The sequence below is a fragment of the Plantibacter sp. ME-Dv--P-095 genome (assembly GCF_030209365.1).
In the GTDB taxonomy this organism is placed as follows: domain Bacteria; phylum Actinomycetota; class Actinomycetes; order Actinomycetales; family Microbacteriaceae; genus Plantibacter.
The window spans coordinates 240,038-265,615 of the sequence record NZ_JARVSB010000011.1 but is presented as its reverse complement, the minus strand read 5'-3'; the positions used below and the strand labels follow the sequence as shown (position 1 = coordinate 265,615).

Here is a 25,578-nt window from a genome sequence, read left to right as displayed (position 1 = left end):
ACGAGATCCAGGTCGGCATGATCGGCATCAACGTGCCCATCCCCGTCCCGGTCGCCACGTTCTCCTTCGGCGGCTGGAAGGACTCCCTGTTCGGCGACACCAAGGCTCACGGCGCCGAGGGTGTGCGGTTCTTCACCCAGCAGAAGGCCATCACCGCCCGCTGGCTCGACCCCTCCCACGGCGGCATCAACCTCGGCTTCCCCCAGAACTGAGGCACCCCGGCCCGCCCGCCCTTCGACAACGGTTCCTGAGCCTGTCGACGGGCAGGGACCGGTGGTCGGGCCGAGGTGCACCTCAGCCGTCGGCTGAGCTGACACCAGGAGATCCGCGGGACAGCAGGAGATCCTGAGGGAGGACATCCTGCTGCCGCGCGGATCTCCGGTGATCAGTTGCCGGTGACCCGCCCGATGAGGTCCTGGATGAAGGGGACGATGTCGGACGCCTGATCGACGCCGGCGATCGCGACCGCGAGCAGCGGCCACAGCGACACGAGCAGCGCCGAGATGACCGCGGCGACCGCCAGCACCCACGACAGTGCACCGTTGCGACTGCGGACAGAGCCGAGGAGCAGCAGCAGCGCGAGGAGGTAGCCGACGAGGAGCGCGGCGATGATGCTCCCGACAGGGACGTTGAGCGCCCCGACCGTCGCACCGTCGGCAGCGCCGATGAGGCCGAGGATCGGGATGAGCACCCCGACGACCACGAGCACGACGAGGACGACGCCGGTGATCGCGGCAGCCCAGACGGCACGCGGTCGCGGACGGCTGGCCCCGTAGGACCGGGTTCGACTGAAGAGGGGCATGACGGTTCTCCGTTCGCTGGTACCGGTCAGTGCTTGGGGGAACGGGAGGGCTGCTCCGGATCCGTCGTCGACGCGGCTCCAGGGACGGCGGCGGGAGCCGTCGCGCCCGCGTCGGTTCCTGAGTCGGCGTCCGCATCGGCGGGGCTCGGGTCGACGCCGCGCGTCACCTCCTCGGCCACCTCCGCGAGCGCGTCGGCGGCCTCCGCGAGCTTCTGGGCTGCCTCGGAGAGGTCCTCCGGCAGATCGCCGTCGGTCGCCGGTTCCACCTGGTCGGTGGCAGCCGGCGCTTCCGCGATGGTCGCGTCGTCGTCTGCTGCGGGTGCGTCCGCGACCGGAACGGCGACCACGGTGGTGTCGGTCGGTGCATCGGCGACTGGAACCTCGCCGTCCGACACGGAGACCGCGGCATCGTCAGCGGACTCCTGCCGCTGCTTCGACAGCCCTTCGAGCGCGTCGCCAGCTGCATCGGCCACGTTCGCGGCACCGGCGCGGGCGGCGTCGGCAGCATCGGAGGCCGTGGCCTTCGCCGAGTCGAGCGCCTTCCCGGCGGCGTCACCCGCGGCACCGATCGCCTCGCCCGTCTTCGCCTTCGCGTCGTCGATGGCGGCGGTCGCGCCGTCGATCAACTCGCCCGGGTCCGGGTCGGCCGGATCGAACGGGCCGTGCACGTCGGTGACGGTGATGTCGATGTCGACCGGCCCGGAGTGACGCGCTTCCAGCACCGAGGTGATGTCGGCGCGAACGGTATCCGCGACCTCCTCGACGCTCGCCGGGTACTCGGCGACCAACGAGACCTCGACGTTCAGCACGTCGTCGTCGGCGAGCACGTTGACCCCCGGGACGGAGGTGCGTCCGAGCAGCCGGGTCCTGGCGCTGTCGACGGCACGAGCCGACGGGGAGCCGAGAGCGTGGACACCGGGGACCGTCTCAGCGGTGGCGGCGATGACCTGCGCGAGCTCGTCCTGCTCCTGCTCACGTCGGCGACCGGAGTCGATCTCGACGACCGGTGCACTCGGCTCGGCCGGCTCGGCCACCTCGACCGGAGCGACCGGCTCGGCCGTGGGCTCCACCGCCGAGGTCGATGCGGGCTCCGCCGCCGCCGGATGCTCACCGTCGTGCGACTCGATGCGGCGCACCTCGTCGTCACCGTGGGCGGGCACGAGCACCGTCGGGTGCTCGGCACGGACCTCGGCCGGCGTGGGGATGTGCTGCTGATCCGGGTGCTTCGTGTCGTCGCTCATGCGATCCTCCTCGCGCCGCGTCGGCGGCGCATCGGTCCTGCGGTCATGCTGCTGTCGGTTCGGGCTGCCACGGCGGTGCCGCGGAGCGGTGGGTCAGACGACCCGGTTGGTGCTCGCGAGGCGGGTGCGGAGTCCGCTGACGATCTGGACGACCACCGGAGTGGACGTCCCGAGGGCACCGTCCCACTCGTGGATGGTGGCCTCGATGTCGCGGCGCAGCTCCATCGGCGAGGCACCACGGCGGGCGTGGGCGGTGAGCCGCAGGGCCGTCTGCTTGCGGATCCGGAAGCCGGTCACGTCCACCGCGACGACGTCGGGGTTGCGCCCGATGGCCTCCTCGAGGACCTGCTCGGCGAGCTTCACGTCGAGGATGACGCGACCGCCCGTCGGGGTGCCCTTCGTGGGCTGCTCGTCGACCTGCAGCAGCGTCCCGGTGTGGCCACGACCCTGACGGAGCACGAACCACAGCAGGATGACGATGAGGAGCACGGCGGCTGCAGCGGCGACCCAGAGGATCCACGGCTGGGCGTCCATCGTGTCGGTGGTCGGGCCGACGGCGCGCTCGGCGTTCTCGCTGATCGTGCGCTGCACGTCCGGCAGGAGCGCGCCCACGGAGAGCGCTGCACCGGCCGCCAGGACGACGAGTCCGACGACGAGGATGAAGAAGCGGTTGAGGAATCGGTTCGTCGAGTTCATCAGGCCACCGTTCCCTGTTCGTTGAGCTTGACCTTCACCCGGAGTGCGGGCCGGAAGTCGTAGGACACGACCTCCGCGTCCACCGCCTGCTGGATCTCGCGCTGATCGACACGGCGACCGCTCGTCGGGGTCACGTCGACACGGGCGCTGCGGGCACCGACGCTGACGTTGACCTGCGAGGGGTCGACGTCGCCGGCGTACGAGGCGACGCGGGCGAGCGACTGGGCGATCACCCGGTCGTCCACGACGGTCGCGGTGCGGTCGGCGATCGATCCACGGCGACCCTGGCGGGCGGGTGCCAGCGACAGGACGATCAGGATGAACCCGACGATCGCCCCGACGACACCGATGGCGACGAGCAGCGGGGCCGGAGCCGTCGCCGCCGTCAGCACCGCGGTGACGATGTCCTTCGGTGCGACGAGGAGCGGCGGCTGCCCGATCGCGGCCAGCACCGACTCGGTGCCGAGCCAGGCGAGGACGAGCGCGAGCACGATGGCGATCGTGATCGCGAGGGCGGACCGCGGCGAGTGCGTCTCACGACGCACCGCACGGCGGTACAGGGCTTGGGTGCTCACAACACCCTCCTTCGTTCTTCGAGCTTCGCGCCCGTGATGTGGAGATCGACGCGTCCGATGGTCGATCCGGTCAGACTCAGGCACCGCTCACGGATGCTGGTCTGTGCGCGTGCCAGGCGTTCGAGCACCGTTCCCGAGGTGCGGGCGTCGGTGCCGAGCGGCGACACGTGGATGGGCGTGCTCGCGGTGACCGTGAGGGCCCCGTGGGCGTCGGAGAGCTCGACCGAGACCTCCGACGCCCGCACACCGAGTTCCTCCGCGGTGACGGCAGACACGACGCGACGCACGGCGCGGGAGCTGATCGTGTTGCGACCATGCACGGCCTGTTCGGCCGCCACCGCCGCGGTCACGACGACCGCCGCCCGCGGAGCGCGTCGGCGACGCCGCGCAGGTCCAGCTTGCCCTCGAGCACGCGTCCGATGCCGAACCCGATCAGCATGAACAGGGCGACGAGGATCATCGCCCAGAAGCCGAAGGCGACGGCTGCGAGCGCGAGGACGGCACCGACGAGGATGCCACGGTCGGTCGTGCTCACTGGACGCGGCTCTCGTCAGCGTCGTTGTCGTCGTCGGACGGGATGTGGACGTCGGAGACGGTCACGTTGACCTCGGTGACGTCCATGCCCACGACGTTGGCGATCGCGTCGGTGACGCTGCGACGGACGTCGTCGGCGACACGCTGGAGGTCGACGGGGTACTCGGCGACGATCACGATGTCGGCAGCGACCTGCTTCTCGCCGACCTCGACGTTGACGCCCTGGCCGCGGTCCTGCGCGTTGATCGCGTTGCGGATCGCACCGATGGCACGGGCCGCTCCGCCACCGAGGTCGTGCACACCGGGGACCTCACGGGCGGCGATGCCGGCGACCTTCTGGACGACGCCGTCGGCGATGACGTTCTTGCCGGTGGAGGTGGTGGCGGCGTGGGTGGCGGTGTCGGTGGTGTTCGACATGGTGTTGCTCCTTCGAGGATGGTGGTGCGGTTTCGCGGTCCGGGGGTCCGGCCGCGGTGCCCGTGTGCCGGGCGACATCAATGAGACAGTCCGTCACGCCCGAACCTCACGGTCGCGGACGATTTCCGAGCGAAGCACTCATTTTCTGGATATTCGGGCGGCGAGGCCCTCGCTCAGCCGCGGAGGGTCTGGCTCGGGCTCTCGCCGAAGCGCGTCCGGTAGGCCGAAGAGAAGCGTCCGAGGTGGGAGAAACCCCACTTCCGGGCCACCTCGCCGACGGTCGTCTCCTGCGGGGCGCTCGCGGCCAGCTCGCTCCTCGTCCGGCCGAGCCGGATGTCCCGCAGGTAGGCGGTCGGCGACATCCCGAGTTCGCGACGGCAGTGCAGCTGCAGGGTGCGGGTGTGGAGGCCGGCGGCCGTCGCGGCGTCGGCAGGCGTGATCGGTTCCGCCGCGTGGTGGTGCAGGTACTCGACCGCGAGGCGGGTGCGGGCCATGGAGGGTTCACGGAGGGTCTCGGGCAGGTCGAACACCGCCCACGGGGCGAGCTGCAGGAGGGCCAGCGCGAGGGGTCGCTGCGCGTTCATCCGCAGTAGCGGCGGGGCGGCCTCGTCCGTGAGCACGGGCGTGGAGGCGTTCAGCGCCGTCCGCCAACGTTCGATCGCCGCGGACGTCGGCGTCGCCTCGAGGTCGAAGGACAGCTGCTGACTCGGTCCGGCGTGGATCTCGGTCGCGAGGTCCTCCAGGTAGTCGGCGGCGAACAACACGGAGTTCTGCCGGTGCGGGGTGAGATGCACCGTGTACGGCCGGTGGAACGGCAGGACGAACGGGGATCGTGGGATTTCCATCCGCTGCCCGTCACGTCGCACGATCCAGCCGCCGCCGGTCTGCACCCAGGAGACCACGTAGTCCGTCAACCCAGGGGTCTCCCCCGTGACGTGGCCCGTCATCGTCGCGGTGCGGAGCGAGACGCGGTCGTCGCCGATCGACACCCACTGGAACGAGAACGGCTCGGTGCCGCGGGTGACGGTGAAGCGGCTGCCGTCGTAGGCGCGCTCGTAGTTCTGACGTGCGGTCGTGGGGTCGTCGCCGCTGACCGTGACCTTGCGGATCGGAACCGTCGACACCGAGCTGCTCGTGCTGCCGAGCATGGTGCCGGTGATGTCGGGTTCGCGCTCCGGATCTGCTTCTGGTGCGAGGAAGGAGTGCTGCATGGTCGTCCTTGTGCGTGTTGGGGGTCTCTTCGCCGCGGGACGGGCCCCAAGGCCCCGCCGGTGTTCCGCGTCATTGGAGAGACGGACCGTGAGGAGGGAATCTCACGGTTCACACAGCTGTTCGTCAGACAACGCTGTTGCGGATGCCCTGCAGGACGTGTTCTGGCGAAAAATCAGTAGTCGAGACCTCCCGGTGACAACGCGAATCCGCCCTCCGGCGCGGTGGCCGGAGGGCGGATCGGGTGTGCAGGCGGCGGACCGCTCAGGAGCGGTCGGAGCCTGGGCGCCTACGCGGCGTCGAGGTAGCCGTTCGGGTTGAGCACGTACTTCTGGGCCGCTCCCGCATCGAACTCCGCGTACCCGCGCGGCGCGTCCTCGAGGGTGATCGCGGTGGCATTCACGTTCTTCGCGATGTGCACCTTGTCGTGGAGGATCGCCATCATCAGGCCGTGGTTGTACTTCATGACCGGGCACTGACCGGTGGTGAACGACAGCGACTTCGCCCAACCCGTGCCGAGGCTCAGGGAGAGCGCACCCTTCTTCGCGGCCTCGTCGATGCCGCCCGGGTCGCCCGTCACGTAGAGCCCGGGGATACCGAGGGCTCCACCGGCCGCCGTGATGTCCATGAGCGAGTTGAGCACGGTCGCCGGGGCTTCGTGGCCGGCGTCACCGCCGTGGCCGCGGGCCTCGAAGCCGACGGCGTCGACCGCGCAGTCGACCTCGGGGACACCGAGGATCTGTTCGATCTGCTCCGCGGGTTCGCCCTTGGTGAGGTCGACGGTCTCGCAGCCGAAGCTGCGGGCCTGGGCCAAGCGGTCGGCGTTCATGTCGCCGACGATGACGGCTGCGGCACCGAGCAGCATGGCCCCGGTCGCCGCTGCGAGACCGACGGGGCCGGCACCCGCGACGTAGACGGTCGATCCGACACCGACGCCCGCGGTGACGGCACCGTGGAAGCCGGTCGGGAAGATGTCGGACAGCATGGTGAGGTCCATGATCTTCTCGAGCGCCTGGTCGCGATCGGGGAACTTCAGGAGGTTCCAGTCGGCGTAGGGAACGAGGACGAACTCGGCCTGGCCGCCGACCCAACCACCCATGTCGACGTAGCCGTAGGCGCTGCCGGGGCGGTCGGGGTTCACGTTGAGGCAGATGCCGGTCTTGCGTTCCTTGCAGTTGCGACAACGGCCGCAGGCGATGTTGAACGGGACGGAGACGATGTCGCCGACCTTGATGAACTCGACGTCGGGTCCGACCTCGACCACCTCACCGGTGATCTCGTGTCCGAGGACGAGGTTCGGCGGTGCGGTGGTGCGACCGCGGACCATGTGTTGGTCGGAGCCGCAGATGTTCGTCGCGACCGTTCGCAGGATCGCACCGTGAGGGACCTTCCGACCGACGTTGGCCGGGTTCACCCCCGGTCCGTCCTTCAGTTCGAAGGTGGGGTAGTCGATGTCGATGACCTCGACGACTCCGGCTGCTTTGTAGGCGACGGCTCTGTTACCTGACACGTGATCCTCCTTGATCGTGGGCGCCCGGTGTGGGGCACCCTGTGTCTGCATGACCCTATCCCGCTCTCGTCCGCAGCGGCAGGCCCCGTGGCCCCCGAGCTTGTCGGGGCCCTGGTCCCTGAGCTTGTCGAAGGGCGCGACCCCGGTCCCTGAGCCTGTCGAAGGGCCTGGTCCCGAATCCCGACCCCCGGTCCCTGAGCTTGCCGAAGGGCGCCCACCATCTCCGTGTCAGCACCCACCTCTACGCTGAGAAGGCGCAACCCCGAGGAGAACACCCAGCATGAAGAAGACTCCTGTGGCGTTGCTCGTCGCCCTGCTGGCGGCAGTCGTGGTCCTCGTCGCCACGCAGCTCGGCGGCGGGACGGTGTTCGGCGGTGTCGCGTCCCCGTCGCCCTCGTCCGAGGCGCCCACCCCTGCGCCGGTCAGTCCCAGCGCCCGCGCCTCCCTCGAGGCGGCCGGGTTCGCGGTCGTCGACGCGTCCGGGCAGCTGGTGGTCTCGGGTTCGGCGGTCGAGGATGCGCTCGCCGACGTCGACCCAGCCTCCCGGGTGGCGACCGGTTACGACCGGGAGCTGTTCGGTCAGCGCTGGGCCGACGTCGACCGCAACGGCTGCGACACCCGAAACGACGTCCTCGCGCGCGACCTCGTCGGGGTCACGTTCAAGCCGGGCACGCGCGACTGCGTCGTCCTCACGGGTGTCCTGCACGACCTGTATACGGGGACGACGATCGACTTCCAGCGTGGTGAGCGGTCGAGCCAGCTGGTGCAGATCGATCACGTCGTGCCGTTGGCGTGGGGCTGGCGGCATGGCGGGAACGCGTGGACGCCGGAGCAGCGGGAACAGTTCGCGAACGATCCGATCAACCTGCAGGCCGTCGACGGTGCCACGAACTCGTCGAAGTCGGACTCCGGTCCCGGCGACTGGATGCCGCCGGCCGCCGCCTCGCACTGCGAATACGCGGCCAGGTTCGTGCTCGTGCTGACGGCCTACGACCTCACGCTCGACGACGCCGACCGCCAGGAGCTGACCAGCACGCTGGGCACCTGCGGCGCGTAGCCGCGCCCGCCGCGGCACGAGAACAGGACGAACGCACGAGAGCCGGACGTTTCGCGCGAGCCGTCCAGGAACCGAAATCTGGGTGTCATCTGAGCGACCACCGGGTGGACGGGTTCCGCTCTGTAAGAAAAGCACCACTCTCGGAAGCTCTGAAGATAGGGCGCACGGCGTCCAGTGCGCGCTTTTGATGGCTGCTTCGAGGCCGAGAGTCGGACGCATTTTTACCCGGTCGCGGAACTCTCAGTCAACGACAAGGTCGTCTCTAGCCTCCCGAGACTGAAGCAGTCGCGCAGCGGGAACCCGGCGGGTGAAGGTGAATCAACCTCGGCAACGATCAAGACAGGACGGTCGTGCGACTCGCCGATCCATCCCACCGCGCCTCGAAGTTGCCCTCTACCAACATCCCCCACCACCTTCTATCCTCTGGCCTCGCCAGGTAGAACATGACCCCGCGGAGTCGCCAAATCGCATGCTCAAGATCCGTACAGTGCTGCACGAGATCTGCCACACTCAAGATTTCCGGCTCGTCGTCGGGCGCGATACTGTGATCGCGTTCGAATCGGAACCGCTCGATAGGGGTGCCCGCGTAAGTGCCGAGCATGTCGTGTGCGTTGGTATTTCGACGGTTGTATCCATCCAGTGCCTCGGAGGCGATCTCCGCACAAGCCTTCCGCAGTTCCTTCGAGAATTGCGGACTCGTCGAGCTCTGGCGTCGAAATACCGTGATGAGCTCAGAGAATTTCCAACGCCGCGACGGGTCGAACTCCGAGTCAATCGTCATCAGCACCGAGCGCACTGCCGCTTCCAACTCCACTGCGTGGCGGACTGACACACCAACGAGCATCGTCACCTGGTCGTCCAGTGGCAGTCGGAGGAGTTCCTCGAGGTCCATCACAACAGGCTACGGGGAGTCCATGATTTGACGTCACTTGCGGCGCTACGCACCGTAAGCGTCTAATCGGTCACCACAGAAACTGAGCAGAAGAACAAATTCAGGGGCCCACGGGTGTGACCGCACAGCACTCTCGGTCGCGAGGAGGCGCTAAAGTCCGGCTATGACGCTTCCCGAAAGCCAAGTGGTGCAGGCCGACACACGCACGACAGCCCACAACCCCTTCGAGATAGCAACACTGCTTGCCCGAAAAATCTCCACACGAGAGCGCCACGTATGTTTCGTCCTCGGTGCCGGCGGCAGTCACAAACCCCTTCAGCACATTGCCCAGCCTCGCTCTCTTTCCTTTTGTCTTTAGATCCTTGCCTCTCTAAGATCTGGATCAGGATGAAAGCGGGCCCATAGGGGAAGAGTCTGGTCGGGACACATCCTCCCTGGGGGAGAGACTGAAGTTGAAAGAGGGAGAGGACTTCGGGGTGATTGGATTCCTCCCCGTTAGGCTTCCCGAATGAGCACCTCCCCTCCCCCTTCGCCAGGTTGGTATCCGGACCCTCAGGATGACCTCCAGCGGCGATGGTGGGATGGCGCGTCATGGGGGCCCAGCAAGTCGGTCTCACGCCTGGAAGCGATTCGGATTCAGGCCCGCATGGACGAGGAGATTCAGGCTGAGCTGGACGCCGAGGATGAGCGGGGCCGTGCTGACCTGAAGCACGCGAAGAAGCGGCTCGTCGGGCCGGCCGTCTTCGTGGTGGCTGCTGCTGTCGTCGCGGTGGTGGCGTTCACCATCAACGCCAAGCCTGCGGCGTCGATGGCTGACGCTTGCGTTTATGCGAGCGAAGTCGGAACCCGATATGGGGCCGATGTGGGAGCGCTTGATCCAGCGAATCTAGGCTCCCGAGCGGCGAACGCTGCCTTCTATGCCGAGCATGGCGCACAGCTCGTGGGGTGGGCGGGTGTGTTGAGTTCAGAGAAGGCTGGGGCTGGTCGAGTGTTCGAGGACGCGGGTCGTGACATGGGGAGTGCGGGTGAGTCCTTGACGGCCCTCGATACGACGAACGCCAGGAGCATGCAGGCGACGAGTGATGCTCTGGTCGATATGAACCTCAGCTTGAAGAAGCTCACGGAGGCTTGCGCGGAATAGGCTGCCTCAGCTCTCGGTCACGAACTCCCCCAAGGCGTCCGCGCGCACTCCTCGCTGCCGTATCGACTCCACGACCTGCCCGAAGCCCCACCCATCGACAAAGCTCTGTATGGCCGGGCTCATCGGGAGCAAGAGCTTCAGCAGGGCGAGCCTCACCAACACGAGCGTCAGCATCCCGGACACGTGAGAGTGAACGCCCTCAGGGAAGTCGCCGCGGTCGGCATGCTTCACTCGGTTGTACGTATTCGCCATCGCCCATGCGAGATGACTGCGGTGCCCAGCGATAGCTGAGACATCTACACCCAAGTAGTCCATCGCTCGGTAGAAGTCTGTCGCGGTTGTCTTCCGCTTCGAGTGTTTGCTGAAGGTGGCGGCCTCTCCCGGCGCGGGAGGAAGGAGCCGTCCGAGTGCTTCAACGCTCATGGCACCGTTGAGCACTTTGTCCTCGGCAAAGAGCCCGGAACGTCGCAACACACCACTGGTCGGGTAGATGACCCGTTTGAGTGCGTCGTACTTGTGCGCCCACAGCGTGAGGGTGTCAGCGGTGACGTCGTCTATGCGGACAATTGGAAAACTCAGGGCGTTTGACCCGAGCGGCTCCCGGAAGTGCTCCGGGACGGTAATGCTGCAGAAGACGTCCTGACTCTCGACCGCGACAACATCACCCACCGCGGAGAGCGTCGGGAAACGGCTGTCCCGCACCTGGTGACCGCGGAACGATGCCGGAATTCCGTAACTGAACTGGAGAAGGTCACGGAACTTTCGATGCTCGGCCAGATGGTCCGCGATGGGTCGAGGACTGGAGAACTTCGACCGGAGAACCACATCGTCCTCCATATGCACGCCGTTCCTTGGCGCGTTCTCCTTTGGTCGCCAGGTCGTGTTCAAGGACATGCGGGCCTCACCTTGCGCCCATGACAGCCCCTGAGCTTGTTCGATGACGTAAGTGACCCGCCGTCGTCGCGACCCTCGCTCGTCCGCGACTTGCTCCCCCGACCAGCTCACCGACGAGAGCCTCGTCCACTCAGTCAGACCATCAATTCGCGAACTGAAGGTCGAGACCGTCAGCGGGTCTTCAACCGGCCCGGTCCTTTCCGTCAGCACTGTCTCGCGAACCCGGAGACCGCCGACATCGATGTGCATCGGGGACGAAACCCGAGAGCGGGTACAGCCGAACATTCCGACTTGAAGGTGCTCGCTTCGGAAGTGAATGTTCTCGGGCGGCCCGTCCGCGAACCATCTGGCGGGAGTCGTGAATTGGGGCTGGATGTTCGGGAAGAAAGGAATTTCGGCCGTCACACCGCGGTCAGGGTCGAGCCACAGTGTCCCGACAGCGAACGGCTCGTTGTCATCTGAAGAATGCAGAAAGATGCCGACACGGCGGTCGTCGGGGCGCATGCTCTTGTCCATCAGCTACAGGCTCTCCCTCGGTCGTCGCGTCCATCGTAGGTACTGACGGAGGATCAGCAGTTCCGCGGCCCGTCGGAAGTACTAGCCGCTACTGGATCGGCAACACCGCGTCTGCGACGAGCCAGTACTACCTTCCCAAGGGCCAGCCTCGCACAGGTATCGGGCTCGCCGGTTGCACGGATGATGCGGTGCGAAAGGTGGCTCCCGACCGGTACGAATCAGCAGGGTAGAGCTCCGTGGAGTTGGCCACAAACGTGGGGTGAATCCGCGCTAGGCCCGAAACAGCAATCCCGCCTGACCAATGATTACCTGGTCAAGCGGGATTTTTACTGTGCGCCCGAAGGGATTCGAACCCCCAACCTTCTGATCCGTAGTCAGATGCTCTATCCGTTGAGCTACGGGCGCATTGCTTGCTGAGAGAAGAGAACTTCGGCTCGGCAGGCCGAAGTAGAGCCTACAACACGGAGGCCTCAGACGCCAATCGAGCCTGGACGGGGGCAGGGATCTGGGTGGGTCGCCCTTCGACAGGCTCAGGGACCGGAGTGGCCGGGTCCGCGGAACGGGTTGCGGACCAGAGCGGCGCGGCCCTTCGACAAGCTCAGGGACCGGGGACAAGCGCGGGGCCAGGGCGTCGCGCTCGACAGGAACGACACCGGCATGGAACAGTCGATGCGACCACCCGCTGGAGGAGACACGTGCACGCAGCATCAGGACCGACCGTCGACAGCCACACGATGATCGGCCGTCCTCCGGTCCGGTCGAACCTCGTCCTCATCCTGGTCCTGTCCGGCATCCTCGCCGCCGTCCTCGGCTGGATCACCGGGAGCGTCGTCGACAGCATCTTCGACATCGCGCCCACAGCACTCGTCACCATTCCGGTCTTCTTCCTCATCACCGCCGGCATCTGCCTGCTCCATCTCGCGACCGCCTTCCGCCCCGTCGGCGTCGACGCCGTCCGCGGCACCGCGCTCCTCGGCGGCCAGGCGGTCCCGCTCCGCTCCATCGTGAGCGGCGAACTCCTCACCCGCAATCCCGCCGCGACCACCCCGGTCCTCAGCCTCCGCATCACGACCGACACCGGCGCGCGGGCACGCATCATCATGAACGGCGGTTGGCTCCGCAGCCTCCCCACCTCCGACCTCGTGCCACTCGTCGCACTCATCGCCGGCAGCGGCATCCCCGACGCCACCGGCCAGGACCCGCTCGACGTCGGCCGAGAACGCATCTCCCGCTCGCTCGCCGGGAAGGGCTCGAACGTCACGATCGGTCGACGCGGGTTCATCGCCGACTGCATCACGGCAGCGGAGGCCTCGGGCGACGTGAAGCTGCTGGACGCCGTGGTGCAGGCCGCCGGGCCGCTCGGCCGGAGCATCCGGGAGGAAGCGACGCGGATCGCGCAGGGCACGGCGCCCGACCCAACGCACCGTGCCGCGGATGCACCGCCGGTGACGACCGACGCCCCGGACTCGGACCCGGCCCCGTTCGTCCCGCCCGCACCGCAATACGGGTCGGTCGTCGAAGACGAGTCCGACCCGCTGGAGGCTGAGGACGACACCAGCGACGACGACCGGTTCCGACGACCGGACGACCCCGCCCGACTGGCCGCGGAACAGGTCGTCGACCGGGTGCACCTCGACAAGCTCGGGGACCGGAACGGATCGCTCGGCAACCGGGACGCGGAACGGGTCGACCCGGACGACCAGCGCGAGCTCCCGTCGTGGGTCCCGCCGCAGGACCGAGGGCGAATGCGGTCGTGGCTCGCCGACGATGACGACGTCGTCCACCTCCAGCCCATCCCAGCGACGATCGGCGCGCGCACCCTCCGGAAGATCTGCGACCGGATCCTCTTCGGCCTCGCCGGTGTCGCCCTGCTCGCGATCTTCGGGGCGGCCATCGCCGAAGGCGTCCTCGACCGCCTGCCGAGCGACGCCAACGCCTTCGTCGCGGTCGCGGTGGTCGGGTCGGCGCTGCTCGCGTTCGTCGCGTGGATCGTCGGCGGTATCGCTCGCGCCCGCGAGATCAGCATCGCCCAGCGTTTCTCCCTCGACTGGCTCGACAGCCGCGGACCGGAACAACGCCGCAGAGGCCTCCCACCCGTCCTCCTGCAGCACTTCCTCGGACCGATCCCCGCGTCACGCCTGTTCGCGGCCGGAGCCTACGCCGGCACCTGCCTCGGCGGCGTCGGGATCCTCGCAGGCGCGCTGCTGTCCGTCGACCCGGAGGAGCTCGGGGCCACCGGGCCGATCATGCTCGGCGTCAGCCTCGCGCTCACGGCCGTCGGAACGGTCCTGTTCATCGTGCGATGGCGGCGCGTGAAGCGGCAGCGGGCGCTCGCGATCGAGCTCGGCGGCGAGCGCCTGGCGTACCTCGGGAACCTGTAGCGAGCCGGAACGAGCCCTTCGACAGGCTCAGGGACCGGAGGTGGCTGACCCTTCGACAGGCTCAGGGACCGGAGGTGGCTGACCCTTCGACAGGCTCGGGGACCGGGGTCAGGCTCAGCGACCGGAGGCTACCGCGCGACGACCTTCTCGAGCACCCAGTGCGCGCGGTCGAGGCTGTTCGCGGGCGCCGGCTGGTAGCGGAAGGCACGGGCACCACGCTGGACGGAGACGCCCTGCGCGGTCGCGGCGGCCTCCAGCTGAGCGGCGAACTTCTGCCAGCCGTCGAGGCCCTGCGGGAACCCGAAGTTCTCCTCGAGCGAGGTGACGAGCACCTCGGATCCGGAGCCCGCCGGCCACACCTCGATGACGGCGTCCTCCTTCGAGATCTGGTTCAGTCCCCACACCCCCGGACGCAGCGACTTCAACCGGCTCTTCGGCAGGCCCTCGACGAGTGCGACGGCCCTCGCAGCGTCGGTGCCGAGGATGACGGAGCGGCCGAACTCCTGCAGGGTCGCGGGGATTCTGGCCTGCTTGCTCTCGCCGGCCTCGCGGATCTTCCGACGCCCGAGCCCCTTCAACACCCCCAACCCGACGATGGCGAGCAGGACGAGGATGGCGATGATCGCGAGCGTGTTGCTGTCCACAGGAGCCCCCCAAGGCTGTCGGTTGCGGGCTGTTCCACCCACGACGAGGATGGCGCAGACCGGCCACCGACTCAATGGGGAGCGGTCCCCACCCCGCCCGACCGCGCTCAGGCAGGCCGCACGACGTCCCGCCACATCGCGGCCGGCGCCACGCCCGGGATGCCCGCGATCGACGCGATACTCCGGAACCCGCTCCGCCGATACAGGGCGCGGTTGCGCTCGTTCGACGACTCCAGGTACGCGGGGAGCGCATCGGCGTCGATGGCACGCAGCCGCGATTCGAGCAGCGCACCCCCGACACCGGCTCCGCGAGCGCCGTCGCCCACACCGATCTGTGCGAGGTACCAGTGCGGTTCGGCCGGGCGGTGCTGTGCGAGCGTCCGCTGCAGGCGCATGGCTCGGGGAAGTCCGCGCAGGCCGAGTGCACGGACGAACATCGGCAACTGCCGCGCCTGGTCGAGCAGGGAGTGACGTGCGTCCGGCGTCTCCCAGACGGCGACACCGAGGACGACGCCGTCCGTGTCACGTCGGGCCAGGTCGACGCGACTGCTCGACGCCGCACTCGAACGCAGCATCGCTTCGAACAGGAGGGCGAGCCGGCGGCCACGGTCGGCACCGGAGACGAGCGTCGAGGTGACCGTGTCCTCTCGGAAGGCGGTCGCGAGCACGGCCGCGGCGTCCTCCAGGTCGGCGGGCGAGGCGGGGGCGATGGTGAACATGGGACTCCGTTCGGGTGGGCGGGGTGTGGTGACGAGCGGTGCGGGTCAGTGCGCCTGCGAGCCGAGTTCGATCACGAGCACGCCGACGGCGATCAAGCCGATGCCGACGATCATGCGCGGGGTGAGCTTTTCCTTGAACAGCACGCGCGCACCGATCGCCGTGAGCGCGACACCGCAGGCGGCCCAGATGCCGTACGCGATGCCGACGGGCATCCCGTTCGCGAGGGCGATCGTGAGGAGCCCGAAGGCCGTGAGATAGGAGACGACGACGGGCGCGATCCAGCGCTTCTTCCGCAAGCCCTCGGAGGCGCGGAGGGAGAGCGTCGCGGTGACCTCGGTGACGATGGCACCGGCCAGGAGCAACCAGATCATGCGCCGACCTCCTCGGTCGATGCGGCGGGTTTCGCCGCGTCGGGCCCGTGACCGGTCTCGACGAGCACCACCCCGGCGATCACGATCGCGATGCCGATCCCGATCGGGAGGGTGAACTGCTCACCGAACACGACGGACGCGAGCACCGCGGTGAGCGCGACCCCGGCGGCCGCCCAGATGCCGTACACGACACCGATCGGCACGCCCATCCGGAGCAGCAGGGAGAGCGCGACGAAGGAACCCGAGTAGCCGACCACCGCGAGGATCACCCACCGTGGATCCTCGATCGCGCCACGGAGCGAGAGCGTCGCCGTGACCTCCAGCAGGATGGCCGCGGAGAGGATGAGCCACTTCCTCATCGGGAACCACCTCCGGCGAGTGCAAGCAGCCGTGCGACGAGCTCGGCACGCTGCTCGCGGCCGACGTCGATGATGCCGGTCGCCTCGGCGATCCAGAGGCCGTTCGCCGCCAGCCAGACGAGGAGCAGGGTGGTGGCGTCGGCGTCCTCGCCGAAGCCGAACCAGGTGCGCAGGTATTCGAGCCAGGGAGCCGCGAGCTCGGGGCGGCGGACCGCCTCCGCGAACACGACGAACTCGCCCTGGCTCGCGCCACCGTCACCGGCGAAGGTGACGAAGGCCCGCACCCGCTCCTCGAGGGTGGACTCCTCGAGCGGCCCACCCAGTTCCTCGACGAGCTCACGCTGCCAGCGGCCGACGACGTGCTCGATGACCGCGATCATCATCGCGTCGCGCGAGGGGAAGTGATACCGCAGCCCGGCCTTCGTCAGGCCGACCTCCTGCGCGACCGCCTCGTAGGTGATGTTCGCCTCGCCTGAGGCGTCGACGACGCGGACGGCCGCGTCGAGGATCTCGTTCCGTGCACTGGGTCTCATGCGAGTTACTTTAGCTTACGTAAGGTAAAGTAATGCTGGGAAGCAACCGAGCGCCGAGGCGGCTCCGTCGCACCATGTGACGCTCTGTTTCGGGGCCCTCGCGAGCTTCGGAGCCCGCGAGTACCGTCGTGCTGGACGGCGCCGTGACCGGCCGCCGGACCCAGCCTCGACGAGACGACCCGGTGGTATCCCTGTGAGCAAGCGCATCATCCTCAACGCGTTCGACATGAGCTGCGTCACCCATCAGGCTCCCGGCCTGTGGAAGCACCCGGCCAACGAGGCCCACCGGTACAACGACATCGACTACTGGATCGACCTCGCCAAGCTCCTCGAGCGCGGCACCTTCGACGCCCTGTTCATCGCCGACGTCGTGGGCATCTACGACGTCTACCGGCACTCCTCGGCACCCGCGCTCATCGACTCCGCCCAGCTCCCCGTCGGCGACCCGGTCATCCAGGTGTCCGCCATGGCGAAGGCGACCGAGCACCTCGGCTTCGGCGTCACCGTCGCGTCCACCTACGAACTGCCCTACGCGCTCGCCCGCCGGTTCTCGACGCTCGACCACTTCACGAAGGGGCGCATCGGCTGGAACGTCGTCACCTCCTACCTCGACTCGGCGGCCCGCAACCTCGGACTGACCCAGCAGATCGGGCACGACGACCGCTACGGCATCGGCGAGGAGTTCCTCGACGTCACCTACAAGCTGTGGGAGGGGTCGTGGGAGGACGGCGCCGTCGTCATCGACCGCGAGAACGGCGTCTACACCGACCCGACGAAGGTCCACCCGATCGATCACCACGGCGAGCACTTCCAGGTGCCCGGCATCCACCTCTCGGAGCCGTCGCCGCAGCGTACGCCCGTCATCTTCCAGGCCGGCGCCTCCGCCCGCGGCCGCCAGTTCGCCGCGACCCACGGCGAGGCCGTCTTCATCAACGGACTCGTCCCCGAGCTGACCCGCAAGACGACCGACGACATCCGCGACCGCGCCGAAGCCCTCGGGCGCCCTCGCGACAGCGTCAAGATCCTCACGCTCGCCACCGCGATCGTCGCCGAGACCGACGAGGAGGCGCAGGCGCAGTACGCGGAGTACCAGCAGTACGTCTCGCTCGACGGCGCCCTCACCCTCTACGGCGGCTGGTCAGGCCTCGACCTGTCCTCCTTCGACCCGGACAAGCCACTCAAGTACGTCGACACCGACGCCGCCCGGTCCGCGCTCGCGATCTTCACGCTCGCCGACCCGGACCGCGAGTGGACGCCGCGCGACATCGCCCACTACATCGGCATCGGCGGGATCGGCCCGGTGTTCGTCGGCAGCGCGGCGACGGTCGCCGACGAGATCGAACGCTGGATCGACGTGGCCGGCACCGACGGGTTCAACCTCGCCTACGTCATCACGCCGGGCACGTTCGAGGCCGTCGTCGACCTCCTCGTGCCGGAACTCCGCCGCCGCGGCCGGGTGTGGGACGAGTACCCGGCGGGCACCCTCCGTGGGCGCCTCAACGGCACGGGTTCGCCCGTGATCCCCGAGTGGCACCCCGCCCACCGGTACCGCGGCGCCTACCCCGGGCGGCCGAGTGCCGCCGACGACACCGCGCCGTCCCTGTTCGACACCGACACCGCCGACGACAACGCCTACGCCACCGAAGGAGCTTCAGCATGAGCATCGACACGATCAGCACTTCGACAGGCTCAGTGACCGGGCGGCAGGTCCCCGAAGGGCGCACGTACTGGTCGGGCAACGCCGACGAGGCCGAGCTCGCGCGCTGGGACGCCGTCGCCACCGAGGTCGCGACCCGGCTCGCCGTCGACGTCCTCGAGCGCGACCGCGCCAACCTCGACCCCACGAACGAACTCGACCTCCTCCGCGACGCCGGGCTCGTCAACCTGCTCGACCCGGCCGAGTTCGGCGGCGGAGGCGGGCACTGGGAGAGCGCCTTCCGGGTCATCCGCATCCTGTCGCGCGTTGACGCCTCCATCGGCCAGCTGCTCGCGTACCACTACATCAACGCGGGCAACATCGGCTTCACCGCGGAACCGGCCACCCAGGCCGAGTGGCACCGGAAGACGGTCGCCGGCCGGTGGATCTGGGGCGACTCCGTCAACCCGACCGACCCCGACCTCTCGCTCACGCAGGACGGCGACGCCTTCCGCCTCAACGGCCTGAAGCGCTTCTCCACGGGCGCCTCGGCGGGCGACGTCATCCTCGTCAACGCCGTGGTCCGCGGTGGCGACCACGACGGCACGATCTACCAGTTCGTCCTCGACCACGACCGCGACGGCATCGCCTACCTCGGCGACTGGGACGCGCTCGGGCAGCGACTGTCGGCGTCCGGATCGGTGCGCTTCGAGGACGTCCTCGTCGAGCAGGCCGACGTCCTCGGCACCGTCGGCGACGAACCGTTCTCCTCGCTCGTGACGCCCGGCATCCAGCTCGCCTTCGGCAACCTCTACCTGGGCATCGCGGAGGGGGCGCTGGCGCAGGGCACCGAGCTCGTCCGCGCCCGCAAGAACGCCTGGTTCCTGAGCCACGCCGAGACCTACCGCGACGACCCGTTCGTGCAGCGCGTCGTCGGCGAGTTCGTCTCCTCGATCGCCGCCGTCGAAGCCCTCGCGGACCGCACCAACGCCCGGTTCGACCGCGTCATCGCCCGCGGTGCCGAGGTGACGGCGGCGGACCGCGGTGCGATCGCCATCGAGATCGCGAAGCTGAAGGTCGTGTCGACCGAGCTCGGCATCGAGGTCTCGAACCGCATTTTCGAGGTCACCGGTTCGAGCTCGGCGAAGGCGTCCGTGGGCCTCGACCTGTTCTGGCGCAACGTGCGCACGCACTCCCTCCACGACCCGGTCGACTACAAGAAGCTCGAGGTCGGGGCCAACCACCTGAACGGCGAGCTGCAGCCCATCTCGCTGTACACCTAGGCCACCCGCCCCTGCCCCGCCCTTCGACAGGCTCAGGGACCGGACGACCGCCGGTCCCTGAGCACCCCATCACCGGTCCCTGAGCACCCATCACCGGTCCCTGAGCTTGTCGAAGGGCCCCAGCCGCCAACGGAACGGAACCAGATGTCCTCCGCACCCACCTCCACCGCCCGTCCGGTCGGCTTCGCGGCCGCCCGCGAGCACCTCCTCCCGCTGTTCGCGGAGATCCAGGCGGGTGCCGTCGAGCGCGAGCTCGAGCACCGGCTCCCGCGCGAGGAGGTGCGGCAGCTCGCCGCCGCCGGCTTCGGCGCCCTCCGCGTCCCCACCGAGTTCGGTGGCTCCGGCCTCACCTTCCCCGAGTTCACCGAGCTGCTCATCGAACTCGCCGCCGCGGACTCGAACCTGCCGCAGATCTTCCGCGGCCACATCGCCCTCGTCGAGGACCAGCTCGTCGCGGCGCCGAGCGACCGCCGCACGGCGTGGCTCGAACGCTTCGTCGCCGGTGAGATCGTCGGGAACGCCTGGAGCGAGGTCGGTTCCGGCGCGCTGGGCGTGTCCGGCACGGTCGTCACCGAGCGCGACGGCCGTTACGTCGTGAACGGCCGCAAGTTCTACACGACGGGCAGCATCTACGCCGACTGGACCGACGCGACCGCGCGCCTCGTCGTCGAGGGGCAGCCCGACACCGAGGTCACCGTCCTGGTGCGCACCGACCAGCCGGGCGTCTCGATCGCCGACGACTGGGACGGCTTCGGCCAGCAGCTCACCGGCACCGGCACGATCGTGTTCGAGGACGCCGTCGTCGACGCCGACCAGGTGCACGCGTTCAGCGACCGCTTCCGGTACCAGACGGCGCTCTACCAGCACGTGCTCATCGCGGTGCACGCGGGCATCGCTGCCGCGGTGGAGCGCGAGGCCGGCGAGCAGATCCGCGCCCGCACCCGCGTCTACAGCCACGGGCTCGCGCCGCTCGTGAAGGACGACGGCCAGATCCAGGCGGTCGTCGGCGAGATCTCCTCGATCGCGTTCGTCGCGAAGCAGACGGTCCTCGGCGTCGCCGTGGCCATCGAGCGGGCATCGATCACCGCCGCCGACCGTGACTCCGCGGACGACCTGCACGCGAACATCGAGGCCGAGATCCGTTCGGCTCAGGCGCAGGTGGTGCTGTCGGAGCTCGTTCCGCGCTCGGCGACGCTGCTCTTCAACACCCTGGGCGCTTCTGCGGTCAGTCGGACGAACGCGCTCGACCGGCACTGGCGGAACGCGCGCACGGTCGCTTCCCACAACCCGGTGATCTACAAGACGCGGATCGTCGGCGACTGGTCGATCAACGGCACCCCGCCGCCCTTCGTCTGGGCCGTCGGTACGGCGAAGCCGGAGTAGCCCACCCCGGCCTCAGCGACCGGCGAACGCCCCGCGGTACGCGCGCAGCGGGTGCGTCTCCGGCAGCGTCGGCTCGGCGCCGAACAGCTTCTCCCGGAGCGTCCCCGGGGCGTACTCGCGCTGCGCGAGCCCACGCTCCTGCAGCACCGGCATGACCTCGTCGACGAAGACCTCGTAGCTCGACGGGATCATCCAGTTGGCGACGTTGATGCCGTCGATCCCCGCGGCCCGCCACTCGGCGAGGTGGTCGGCGATCTGCTCGGGCGTCCCCACGACGCGGCCGCGGAGCTTCGCCGTGAGCTTCGCGAGGTCGCGCACCGTCGGTTCGCGATCCGGCGACAGGGCCTTGAGCGCCTCGAGCATGCTGTGGCCGCCCTGCGTCTCGACGTCCTTCAGCGGCGTCTCGGGGTCGATCGGCTTCCCCGTCGCCTGGTCCGTCCCGAGGTTGGAGTGTGCGAGGAACGCGTCGGCGGAGAGGTACTCGTCGTACTCGGCCTCGATGCGCTTCGCCTCCTCCTCGGTGCTGCCGACGATGAACGACATCGCCTGCCAGAACTTCACGTCGCGTGGGTCGCGACCGGTCGATGCGACGAGGGCGCGTGTGGACTCCGCCGACGCCCGGGCGGCCTCGATGCTCGGCGCCATCATGAACTGCACCTCGGCCACCTTCGCGGCGAACGCCTTGCCGGCACCCGATGAACCCGCCTGGAACAGCAACGGCGAGCGCTGCGGCGACGGCGACGACAGGTGCGGACCCTCGACGCGGTACCGCTCGCCGACGTGGTCGATGCGGTGCACCTTCGTCGGGTCGGCGAAGACGCCGCTGGGCTTGTCGGCGAGGAGTGCGCCGTCGTCCCAGGAGCCCTCCCACAGCTTGCCGACGACCTCGACGTACTCCTCCGCCCACGCGTACCGCTCGTCGTGGTCGACGAGACGGTCGAGGCCGTAGTTGCGTGCCGCGTTCTCGAGGAAGCTCGTGACGATGTTCCAGCCGACCCGGCCGCCGGACGCGTGGTCGATCGTCGAGATCTTCCGCGCGAAGGTGAACGGGTGCTCCTGCAGGATCGACGAGGTGAAGGCGAGTCCGAGGTGCTCGGTGCTGATGGCGAGCGCCGACAGCAGCATCGAGGGATCGTTGCTCGGCAGCTGCATGCCCTCGCGGGCGTTGACGTCGAACGACGCACCGGCGCCGCCGTAGACCCCGACGACGTCGGCGAAGAAGATCGTGTCGAAGCGTCCGCGCTCGAGCGTCTTCGCGAGGTCGACCCAGAGCTGCACGTCGTCGAAGGTGTGCTGCCGGGCGTCCGGGTGCCGCCAGAGTCCGTGCTGCATGTGCGAACCCGTGTCCATCACGAAGGCGCCGAACTGGAGACGGGAGGGCTGCTCGGAGGTCATCCCCACACGTTACCGGCAGGGCGTCAGCCGAAGGTGCCCTCGAGGTACACGTCGCCGTCGGGGCCGATCGTGTGGATCTGGTACTCGGCGGGATACCCGGAGGGGCTCGTCCCGGCGAGCGCCGGGTCCCGGAGGATCGCGTCGATCGCGGCGGCGGCCTCAGGGGTCACGTGGTTCACGTAGAGCTTCGGCTGAGCGGTGAGCTCGAACTCCGCGTTCGGGTTCGCGACGACGACACCGACGATCGCGTCGACCATCGCCGGGCTCAGGTCGAGCGGGTCGAAGACCATCGAGAACCGTTCGGGGACCGAGACGTAGGCTCCGTCGGGGGCGATCTCGGCCAAGGCCGCGACGACGCCCGGCAACGCGGCGATCGAGGGGACGGTGATCGCCGGCCGATCGCCCGTGATGACCATCTGGATGCCGAGCGCCTCCGCCCGCAGCAACCGATCCACCTGGGTGGGCAGGGTGTCCGCCGGGAACTCGGAGGGGACGAGCTGCAGCCGCCAGGGCGCCGATTGCGGGTCGTCGGCGGCCTGATCGGTGCCGCTCGACTCGCGGGCCAGGACGACCATGACGATGGCGGGTTGGACCCTGGCGTCCTGAGCTGCGGCGGCCTGCTCCTCCGAGACCTGACGCGCGGCCAGGGCGGCGGCGAGCACCTCGTCGGCGCCGGCGTCGGCGTCCATGAGGACCGTGGCCCCCGCACCGAGGACGTCGACGGACGCCACGCCGTCGAGCGGTTCCAGGGCCTGCGTGAACGCCGCGGCCTCCCCACCGAGGGGCGGACCGGCCACCGGCTCGAGCGGTGGCGGGCGGAAGAGCCCGAGCGATCCGGCGAGGACCGCGACCGCGAGGACGGCACCGAGGACGAGCAGGAAGCGGCGCCGTCTCCCGCGGTCGGCGAGCCTCGCGAGGCCGACGATCGCCGCGACGGCGAGCAGGATCGGCAGCCCGTAGACCACCACCAACCACACGACGGTCCCGAAGGAGGTCCAACCCACGAGCCAACCGGGCGAATTGCTCCCGTCGATCCTGACCGCTGCGATGACGCAGATCGCGAGGCCGACGACGGCCACCGGGACGAGTCCGAAGAACGCACCGAATCCGCGGGACCTGGCCCATCGTCCGCCGAGCTCGGTCGCCGGTTGCACGAGCAGGAGCACGACCGCGAGGGCGAACCAGAGGTACGTTCCGATGGTGCCGAGGACGCTGTACCACTCGCCCGCGGGTGAGAAGGAGACGGCGTCGGACCAGGTCGCCGGGTTGCCACCTCCGGTGATCCGGTACCCGTCGCCGTCGCGGTACTCCATCTGCCGGTCGAGGATCCCCCACGCGGCGATGACACCGACGACCACGGAGACCACGACGATCGTCGCTGCGGCGAGCACGGCGCTGCGTCGCAGGTAGGCGCTCATGCGCGAGAGCCCCACGGCGAGGCTTCCGGCACCTGCTCGACCGGCCGGCGTCGGACTGCCGGACGGCACCGCGTCGGGCTCGGGATCGGCGATCCGCGTCCCGGATCCGTCGTCGCTCACAGCTCCCCGTCCTCGAACCGCAGCGCACGGCTCCCCCGGTCGTCAGTCTGGCATGGTGCCGTCCGTGGGGCGAGGTCTCCGCCGTCAGCGGGCGTCGAGCGCGCGCAGCTGCCGCATGAGGGCGACCTGGCGATACGAGGTGTCGATGAGTTCGGCGATGAGCTCCCAGTCGACGCCGTCGAGCGTGCGCCCGTCGTCACCGTCGAGTCCAGCGTCGAACGCGAGCTTCCCCGATGGCCCGTCGTACTTCGGCGACCAGAACCGCTCGTCCTCGAGCCAAGCTCCGCGCTCCTCCTCGGCCGGGGTGAACGTGATGCTGTGCGGGACGCGCATCTCCGACCCGACGGTCACGAAGACCCGCTTCCCCGCCTTGAAGCGCGGGCGGCCGTGGCCGAACGTCTCGACCGCCTCCGGGTAGGCGAGGCACACCTGCCGGACCCGTTCGACGAAGGGATCGTCGGCGTCGTGCACGATCGGATGCTCCATGCGCCGACGCTACTCCTCACGGACGTCAAGCGGCAGCGGTCATCGGATGCCGTGGCCGGGGTGCGCCGCGTCGTACGCCGCGCGGGACGCCGTGATCGCCGGCCGCTGCTCGAGGGACCAGTCGGCGAGCGTCTTGACGAGGTGGGAGAGGGCTGCGCCGGAGGAGGTGAGCGCGTAGGACACCTGCGCCGGCACGGTCGGGAACACGGTCCGCTCGACGAGGCCGTCGCGTTCGAGTCGACGAAGGGTCAGCGTCAGCATCCGCTGGGAGATCCCGTCGATCGCGCGCTGCAGCTCACGGAACCGTCGCTCACCCGACGCGAGTTCCACGACGACGAGCACCGACCACGTGTCGCCGATGCGGTCGAGGACGTCGCGGATGCCGCAATCCGGGTGCCCCTCCTTGCCGCAGGGTTCGAGGTCGGCGGTTACCGCGGTGTGCGTGAGTGACATGCAAGTGCCTTCTTGTGGGTGTTCAGCGGGGGTCGCAGACTCGTCCGAGTCATCATCCTGAACACCGAAAGGCCCTGAAATGATCCTCGTCACCGGAACCACCGGCCAACTCGGCAGCGCCATCCTCGACGCACTCACCGCTCGGGGCGCCGCACCCCTGGCGAGCAACCGCAGCGGGCGGGATGGCGCCCGACGGATCGACTTCGACGACGCGGACAGCGTCTCCTTCCTCGGCGTCGACACGCTGGTCCTCGTCTCGGCCGGCGAAGCCGAGGACGACGTCGTGATCGCCCGCCACGAGACGGCGATCGCCGCGGCCGAACGCGACGGGGTCCGGCACGTCGTCTACACGAGCCTCGCGACGGCCGGCGACCACCTCGCGTTCGCGCTCGCACACCGGTGGACGGAGCGGCGGCTGGAGCGCAGCCCGCTCTCCTGGACCATCCTCCGGAACGGCCTGTACGCGGAGCTCTTCGGTTCGTTGCTGGAGCGGTCCGGTGGATCACTCCACTCGGCCTTCGGCGACGGGGCGCTCGCCGCCGTCACCCGAGCCGACCTCGCCGAGGCCGCCGCCGTCGTCGCAATGACGCCGGGCACCCACGTCGGACGCCGGTACGATCTCGTCGGTGCCCCCATCACCGCCGGTCAGGTGGTCGATCATCTGGGCGTCGGGCTCCAGTCGACGTCGCTCGCCGAACGCCGGGAGGCGCTCGCGCACGCCCCGCTCAAGCCGTTCCAGCCACCGATGCTGCTGTCGATCTTCAGTGCGGTCCGCCACGGGTTCCTCGCGGGAACGGGCGACGATCTCCGTCACCTCCTCGGTCGCGAACCCGCCGACGCCGTGGCCGTGGCGGCGTCTGCCGTCGCGGTGCCCTCACCGTGATCGTCGGTCACCTGCGCGCCCGAGCCGGG

At 69.1% G+C, this 25,578-nt stretch carries 28 protein-coding genes, 1 tRNA gene and 1 pseudogene; 9 read left to right on the top strand and 21 right to left on the bottom strand.

Going from position 1 to position 25,578, the window contains the following annotated elements:
* Nucleotides 1–212, top strand: a 212-nt coding sequence (locus QRN26_RS17160; RefSeq protein WP_285037681.1) for an aldehyde dehydrogenase family protein, incomplete at its 5' end; no start/stop codon positions are given.
* Between the two features lie 173 nt (nt 213–385).
* On the opposite strand, the gene QRN26_RS17155 is transcribed toward QRN26_RS17160, so the two are convergent.
* The 9 genes from QRN26_RS17155 to fdhA all read right to left on the bottom strand — a co-directional run bounded on the left by QRN26_RS17155 (nt 386) and on the right by fdhA (nt 6,984).
* On the bottom strand, nt 386–802 hold the full coding sequence (locus QRN26_RS17155; protein WP_285037680.1) for a hypothetical protein: 417 nt from the start codon (nt 800–802) through the stop codon (nt 386–388).
* A gap of 26 nt (nt 803–828) precedes the next feature.
* On the bottom strand, nt 829–2,043 hold the full coding sequence (locus QRN26_RS17150) for an Asp23/Gls24 family envelope stress response protein (protein WP_285037679.1): 1,215 nt from the start codon (nt 2,041–2,043) through the stop codon (nt 829–831).
* 93 nt (nt 2,044–2,136) lie between these two features.
* Nucleotides 2,137–2,739, bottom strand: a complete 603-nt coding sequence (locus QRN26_RS17145; protein ID WP_056011071.1) for a hypothetical protein — start codon at nt 2,737–2,739, stop codon at nt 2,137–2,139.
* Nucleotides 2,739–3,314, bottom strand: coding sequence for a hypothetical protein (locus QRN26_RS17140; protein WP_285037678.1), 576 nt, complete (start codon nt 3,312–3,314; stop codon nt 2,739–2,741). Before QRN26_RS17140 ends, QRN26_RS17145 begins: the two co-directional genes overlap by 1 nt.
* Nucleotides 3,311–3,664 carry a hypothetical protein gene (locus QRN26_RS17135; protein WP_056011066.1) on the bottom strand — a complete coding sequence of 118 codons (354 nt, stop codon included), beginning with the start codon at nt 3,662–3,664 and terminating at the stop codon, nt 3,311–3,313. Before QRN26_RS17135 ends, QRN26_RS17140 begins: the two co-directional genes overlap by 4 nt.
* Complete coding sequence (locus tag QRN26_RS17130) at nt 3,661–3,849, bottom strand: DUF2273 domain-containing protein (RefSeq protein ID WP_056011063.1); 189 nt, start codon at nt 3,847–3,849, stop codon at nt 3,661–3,663. Before QRN26_RS17130 ends, QRN26_RS17135 begins: the two co-directional genes overlap by 4 nt.
* Nucleotides 3,846–4,265: an Asp23/Gls24 family envelope stress response protein gene (locus QRN26_RS17125; RefSeq protein ID WP_056011060.1), complete on the bottom strand. Its 420-nt coding sequence runs from the start codon at nt 4,263–4,265 to the stop codon at nt 3,846–3,848. Before QRN26_RS17125 ends, QRN26_RS17130 begins: the two co-directional genes overlap by 4 nt.
* 173 nt (nt 4,266–4,438) lie before the next feature.
* The gene (locus tag QRN26_RS17120) at nt 4,439–5,476 is read right to left on the bottom strand and encodes a helix-turn-helix transcriptional regulator (RefSeq protein ID WP_285037677.1); all 1,038 of its coding nucleotides are present in this window, start codon (nt 5,474–5,476) and stop codon (nt 4,439–4,441) included.
* Between the two features lie 287 nt (nt 5,477–5,763).
* Nucleotides 5,764–6,984: a formaldehyde dehydrogenase, glutathione-independent gene (gene fdhA / locus QRN26_RS17115; RefSeq protein WP_285037676.1), complete on the bottom strand. Its 1,221-nt coding sequence runs from the start codon at nt 6,982–6,984 to the stop codon at nt 5,764–5,766.
* 280 nt (nt 6,985–7,264) lie between these two features.
* Between fdhA and QRN26_RS17110 the strand changes: the two genes are divergently transcribed.
* Complete coding sequence (locus QRN26_RS17110) at nt 7,265–8,041, top strand: HNH endonuclease family protein (protein ID WP_285037675.1); 777 nt, start codon at nt 7,265–7,267, stop codon at nt 8,039–8,041.
* 334 nt (nt 8,042–8,375) lie between these two features.
* Here QRN26_RS17110 and QRN26_RS17105 read toward each other — a convergent pair whose 3' ends face one another.
* On the bottom strand, nt 8,376–8,933 hold the full coding sequence (locus QRN26_RS17105) for a hypothetical protein (RefSeq protein ID WP_285037674.1): 558 nt from the start codon (nt 8,931–8,933) through the stop codon (nt 8,376–8,378).
* Nucleotides 8,934–9,441: 508 nt separating this feature from the next.
* On the opposite strand from QRN26_RS17105, the pseudogene QRN26_RS18940 reads away from it, so the two are divergent.
* A pseudogene (locus QRN26_RS18940) lies at nt 9,442–9,525 on the top strand (DUF2510 domain-containing protein); the annotation flags it as partial.
* 54 nt (nt 9,526–9,579) lie between these two features.
* On the top strand, nt 9,580–10,074 hold the full coding sequence (locus QRN26_RS17100; RefSeq protein WP_285037673.1) for a hypothetical protein: 495 nt from the start codon (nt 9,580–9,582) through the stop codon (nt 10,072–10,074).
* 6 nt (nt 10,075–10,080) lie between these two features.
* Here QRN26_RS17100 and QRN26_RS17095 read toward each other — a convergent pair whose 3' ends face one another.
* Nucleotides 10,081–11,484 (bottom strand): ApeA N-terminal domain 1-containing protein, encoded by a 1,404-nt coding sequence (locus tag QRN26_RS17095; RefSeq protein WP_285037672.1) that lies wholly within the window; start codon nt 11,482–11,484, stop codon nt 10,081–10,083.
* Between the two features lie 332 nt (nt 11,485–11,816).
* A tRNA-Arg gene (locus QRN26_RS17090) sits at nt 11,817–11,889 on the bottom strand.
* 290 nt (nt 11,890–12,179) lie between these two features.
* On the opposite strand from QRN26_RS17090, the gene QRN26_RS17085 reads away from it, so the two are divergent.
* The gene (locus QRN26_RS17085; protein ID WP_285037671.1) at nt 12,180–13,865 is read left to right on the top strand and encodes a hypothetical protein; all 1,686 of its coding nucleotides are present in this window, start codon (nt 12,180–12,182) and stop codon (nt 13,863–13,865) included.
* 128 nt (nt 13,866–13,993) lie between these two features.
* Here the strand turns inward: QRN26_RS17085 and QRN26_RS17080 are convergent, their stop codons facing one another.
* From QRN26_RS17080 to QRN26_RS17060, 5 genes are all read right to left on the bottom strand, one after another.
* Nucleotides 13,994–14,509 carry a hypothetical protein gene (locus QRN26_RS17080; RefSeq protein ID WP_285037670.1) on the bottom strand — a complete coding sequence of 172 codons (516 nt, stop codon included), beginning with the start codon at nt 14,507–14,509 and terminating at the stop codon, nt 13,994–13,996.
* 107 nt (nt 14,510–14,616) lie between these two features.
* The gene (locus QRN26_RS17075; RefSeq protein ID WP_285037669.1) at nt 14,617–15,228 is read right to left on the bottom strand and encodes a GNAT family N-acetyltransferase; all 612 of its coding nucleotides are present in this window, start codon (nt 15,226–15,228) and stop codon (nt 14,617–14,619) included.
* A gap of 45 nt (nt 15,229–15,273) precedes the next feature.
* On the bottom strand, nt 15,274–15,600 hold the full coding sequence (locus tag QRN26_RS17070; protein ID WP_200921155.1) for a DMT family transporter: 327 nt from the start codon (nt 15,598–15,600) through the stop codon (nt 15,274–15,276).
* A complete protein-coding gene (locus QRN26_RS17065) occupies nt 15,597–15,959 on the bottom strand; it encodes a DMT family transporter (RefSeq protein ID WP_285037668.1) in 363 nt (120 codons plus the stop codon). The genes QRN26_RS17070 and QRN26_RS17065 overlap by 4 nt, the downstream gene beginning before the upstream one ends.
* Nucleotides 15,956–16,492 carry a TetR/AcrR family transcriptional regulator gene (locus QRN26_RS17060; RefSeq protein WP_056011040.1) on the bottom strand — a complete coding sequence of 179 codons (537 nt, stop codon included), beginning with the start codon at nt 16,490–16,492 and terminating at the stop codon, nt 15,956–15,958. Before QRN26_RS17060 ends, QRN26_RS17065 begins: the two co-directional genes overlap by 4 nt.
* Before the next feature lie 193 nt (nt 16,493–16,685).
* Between QRN26_RS17060 and QRN26_RS17055 the strand changes: the two genes are divergently transcribed.
* The 3 genes from QRN26_RS17055 (at nt 16,686) to QRN26_RS17045 (ending at nt 20,794) form a co-directional block, all read left to right on the top strand.
* On the top strand, nt 16,686–18,152 hold the full coding sequence (locus tag QRN26_RS17055; protein WP_285037667.1) for an LLM class flavin-dependent oxidoreductase: 1,467 nt from the start codon (nt 16,686–16,688) through the stop codon (nt 18,150–18,152).
* A complete protein-coding gene (locus QRN26_RS17050) occupies nt 18,149–19,411 on the top strand; it encodes an acyl-CoA dehydrogenase family protein (protein WP_285037666.1) in 1,263 nt (420 codons plus the stop codon). Before QRN26_RS17055 ends, QRN26_RS17050 begins: the two co-directional genes overlap by 4 nt.
* A 144-nt stretch (nt 19,412–19,555) precedes the next feature.
* The gene (locus tag QRN26_RS17045) at nt 19,556–20,794 is read left to right on the top strand and encodes an acyl-CoA dehydrogenase family protein (RefSeq protein WP_285037665.1); all 1,239 of its coding nucleotides are present in this window, start codon (nt 19,556–19,558) and stop codon (nt 20,792–20,794) included.
* A gap of 12 nt (nt 20,795–20,806) precedes the next feature.
* Here QRN26_RS17045 and QRN26_RS17040 read toward each other — a convergent pair whose 3' ends face one another.
* The 4 genes from QRN26_RS17040 to QRN26_RS17025 form a co-directional block, all read right to left on the bottom strand.
* Complete coding sequence (locus tag QRN26_RS17040; RefSeq protein WP_285037664.1) at nt 20,807–22,189, bottom strand: LLM class flavin-dependent oxidoreductase; 1,383 nt, start codon at nt 22,187–22,189, stop codon at nt 20,807–20,809.
* 23 nt (nt 22,190–22,212) lie between these two features.
* Nucleotides 22,213–23,727 (bottom strand): hypothetical protein, encoded by a 1,515-nt coding sequence (locus QRN26_RS17035; RefSeq protein ID WP_285037663.1) that lies wholly within the window; start codon nt 23,725–23,727, stop codon nt 22,213–22,215.
* Between the two features lie 84 nt (nt 23,728–23,811).
* Complete coding sequence (locus QRN26_RS17030; protein ID WP_285037661.1) at nt 23,812–24,213, bottom strand: MmcQ/YjbR family DNA-binding protein; 402 nt, start codon at nt 24,211–24,213, stop codon at nt 23,812–23,814.
* 39 nt (nt 24,214–24,252) lie between these two features.
* Nucleotides 24,253–24,666, bottom strand: a complete 414-nt coding sequence (locus QRN26_RS17025; RefSeq protein WP_056011023.1) for a winged helix-turn-helix transcriptional regulator — start codon at nt 24,664–24,666, stop codon at nt 24,253–24,255.
* A 79-nt stretch (nt 24,667–24,745) separates the two neighbouring features.
* On the opposite strand from QRN26_RS17025, the gene QRN26_RS17020 reads away from it, so the two are divergent.
* Nucleotides 24,746–25,549: an NAD(P)H-binding protein gene (locus tag QRN26_RS17020; RefSeq protein ID WP_285037659.1), complete on the top strand. Its 804-nt coding sequence runs from the start codon at nt 24,746–24,748 to the stop codon at nt 25,547–25,549.
* Nucleotides 25,550–25,578: the final 29 nt, after the last annotated feature.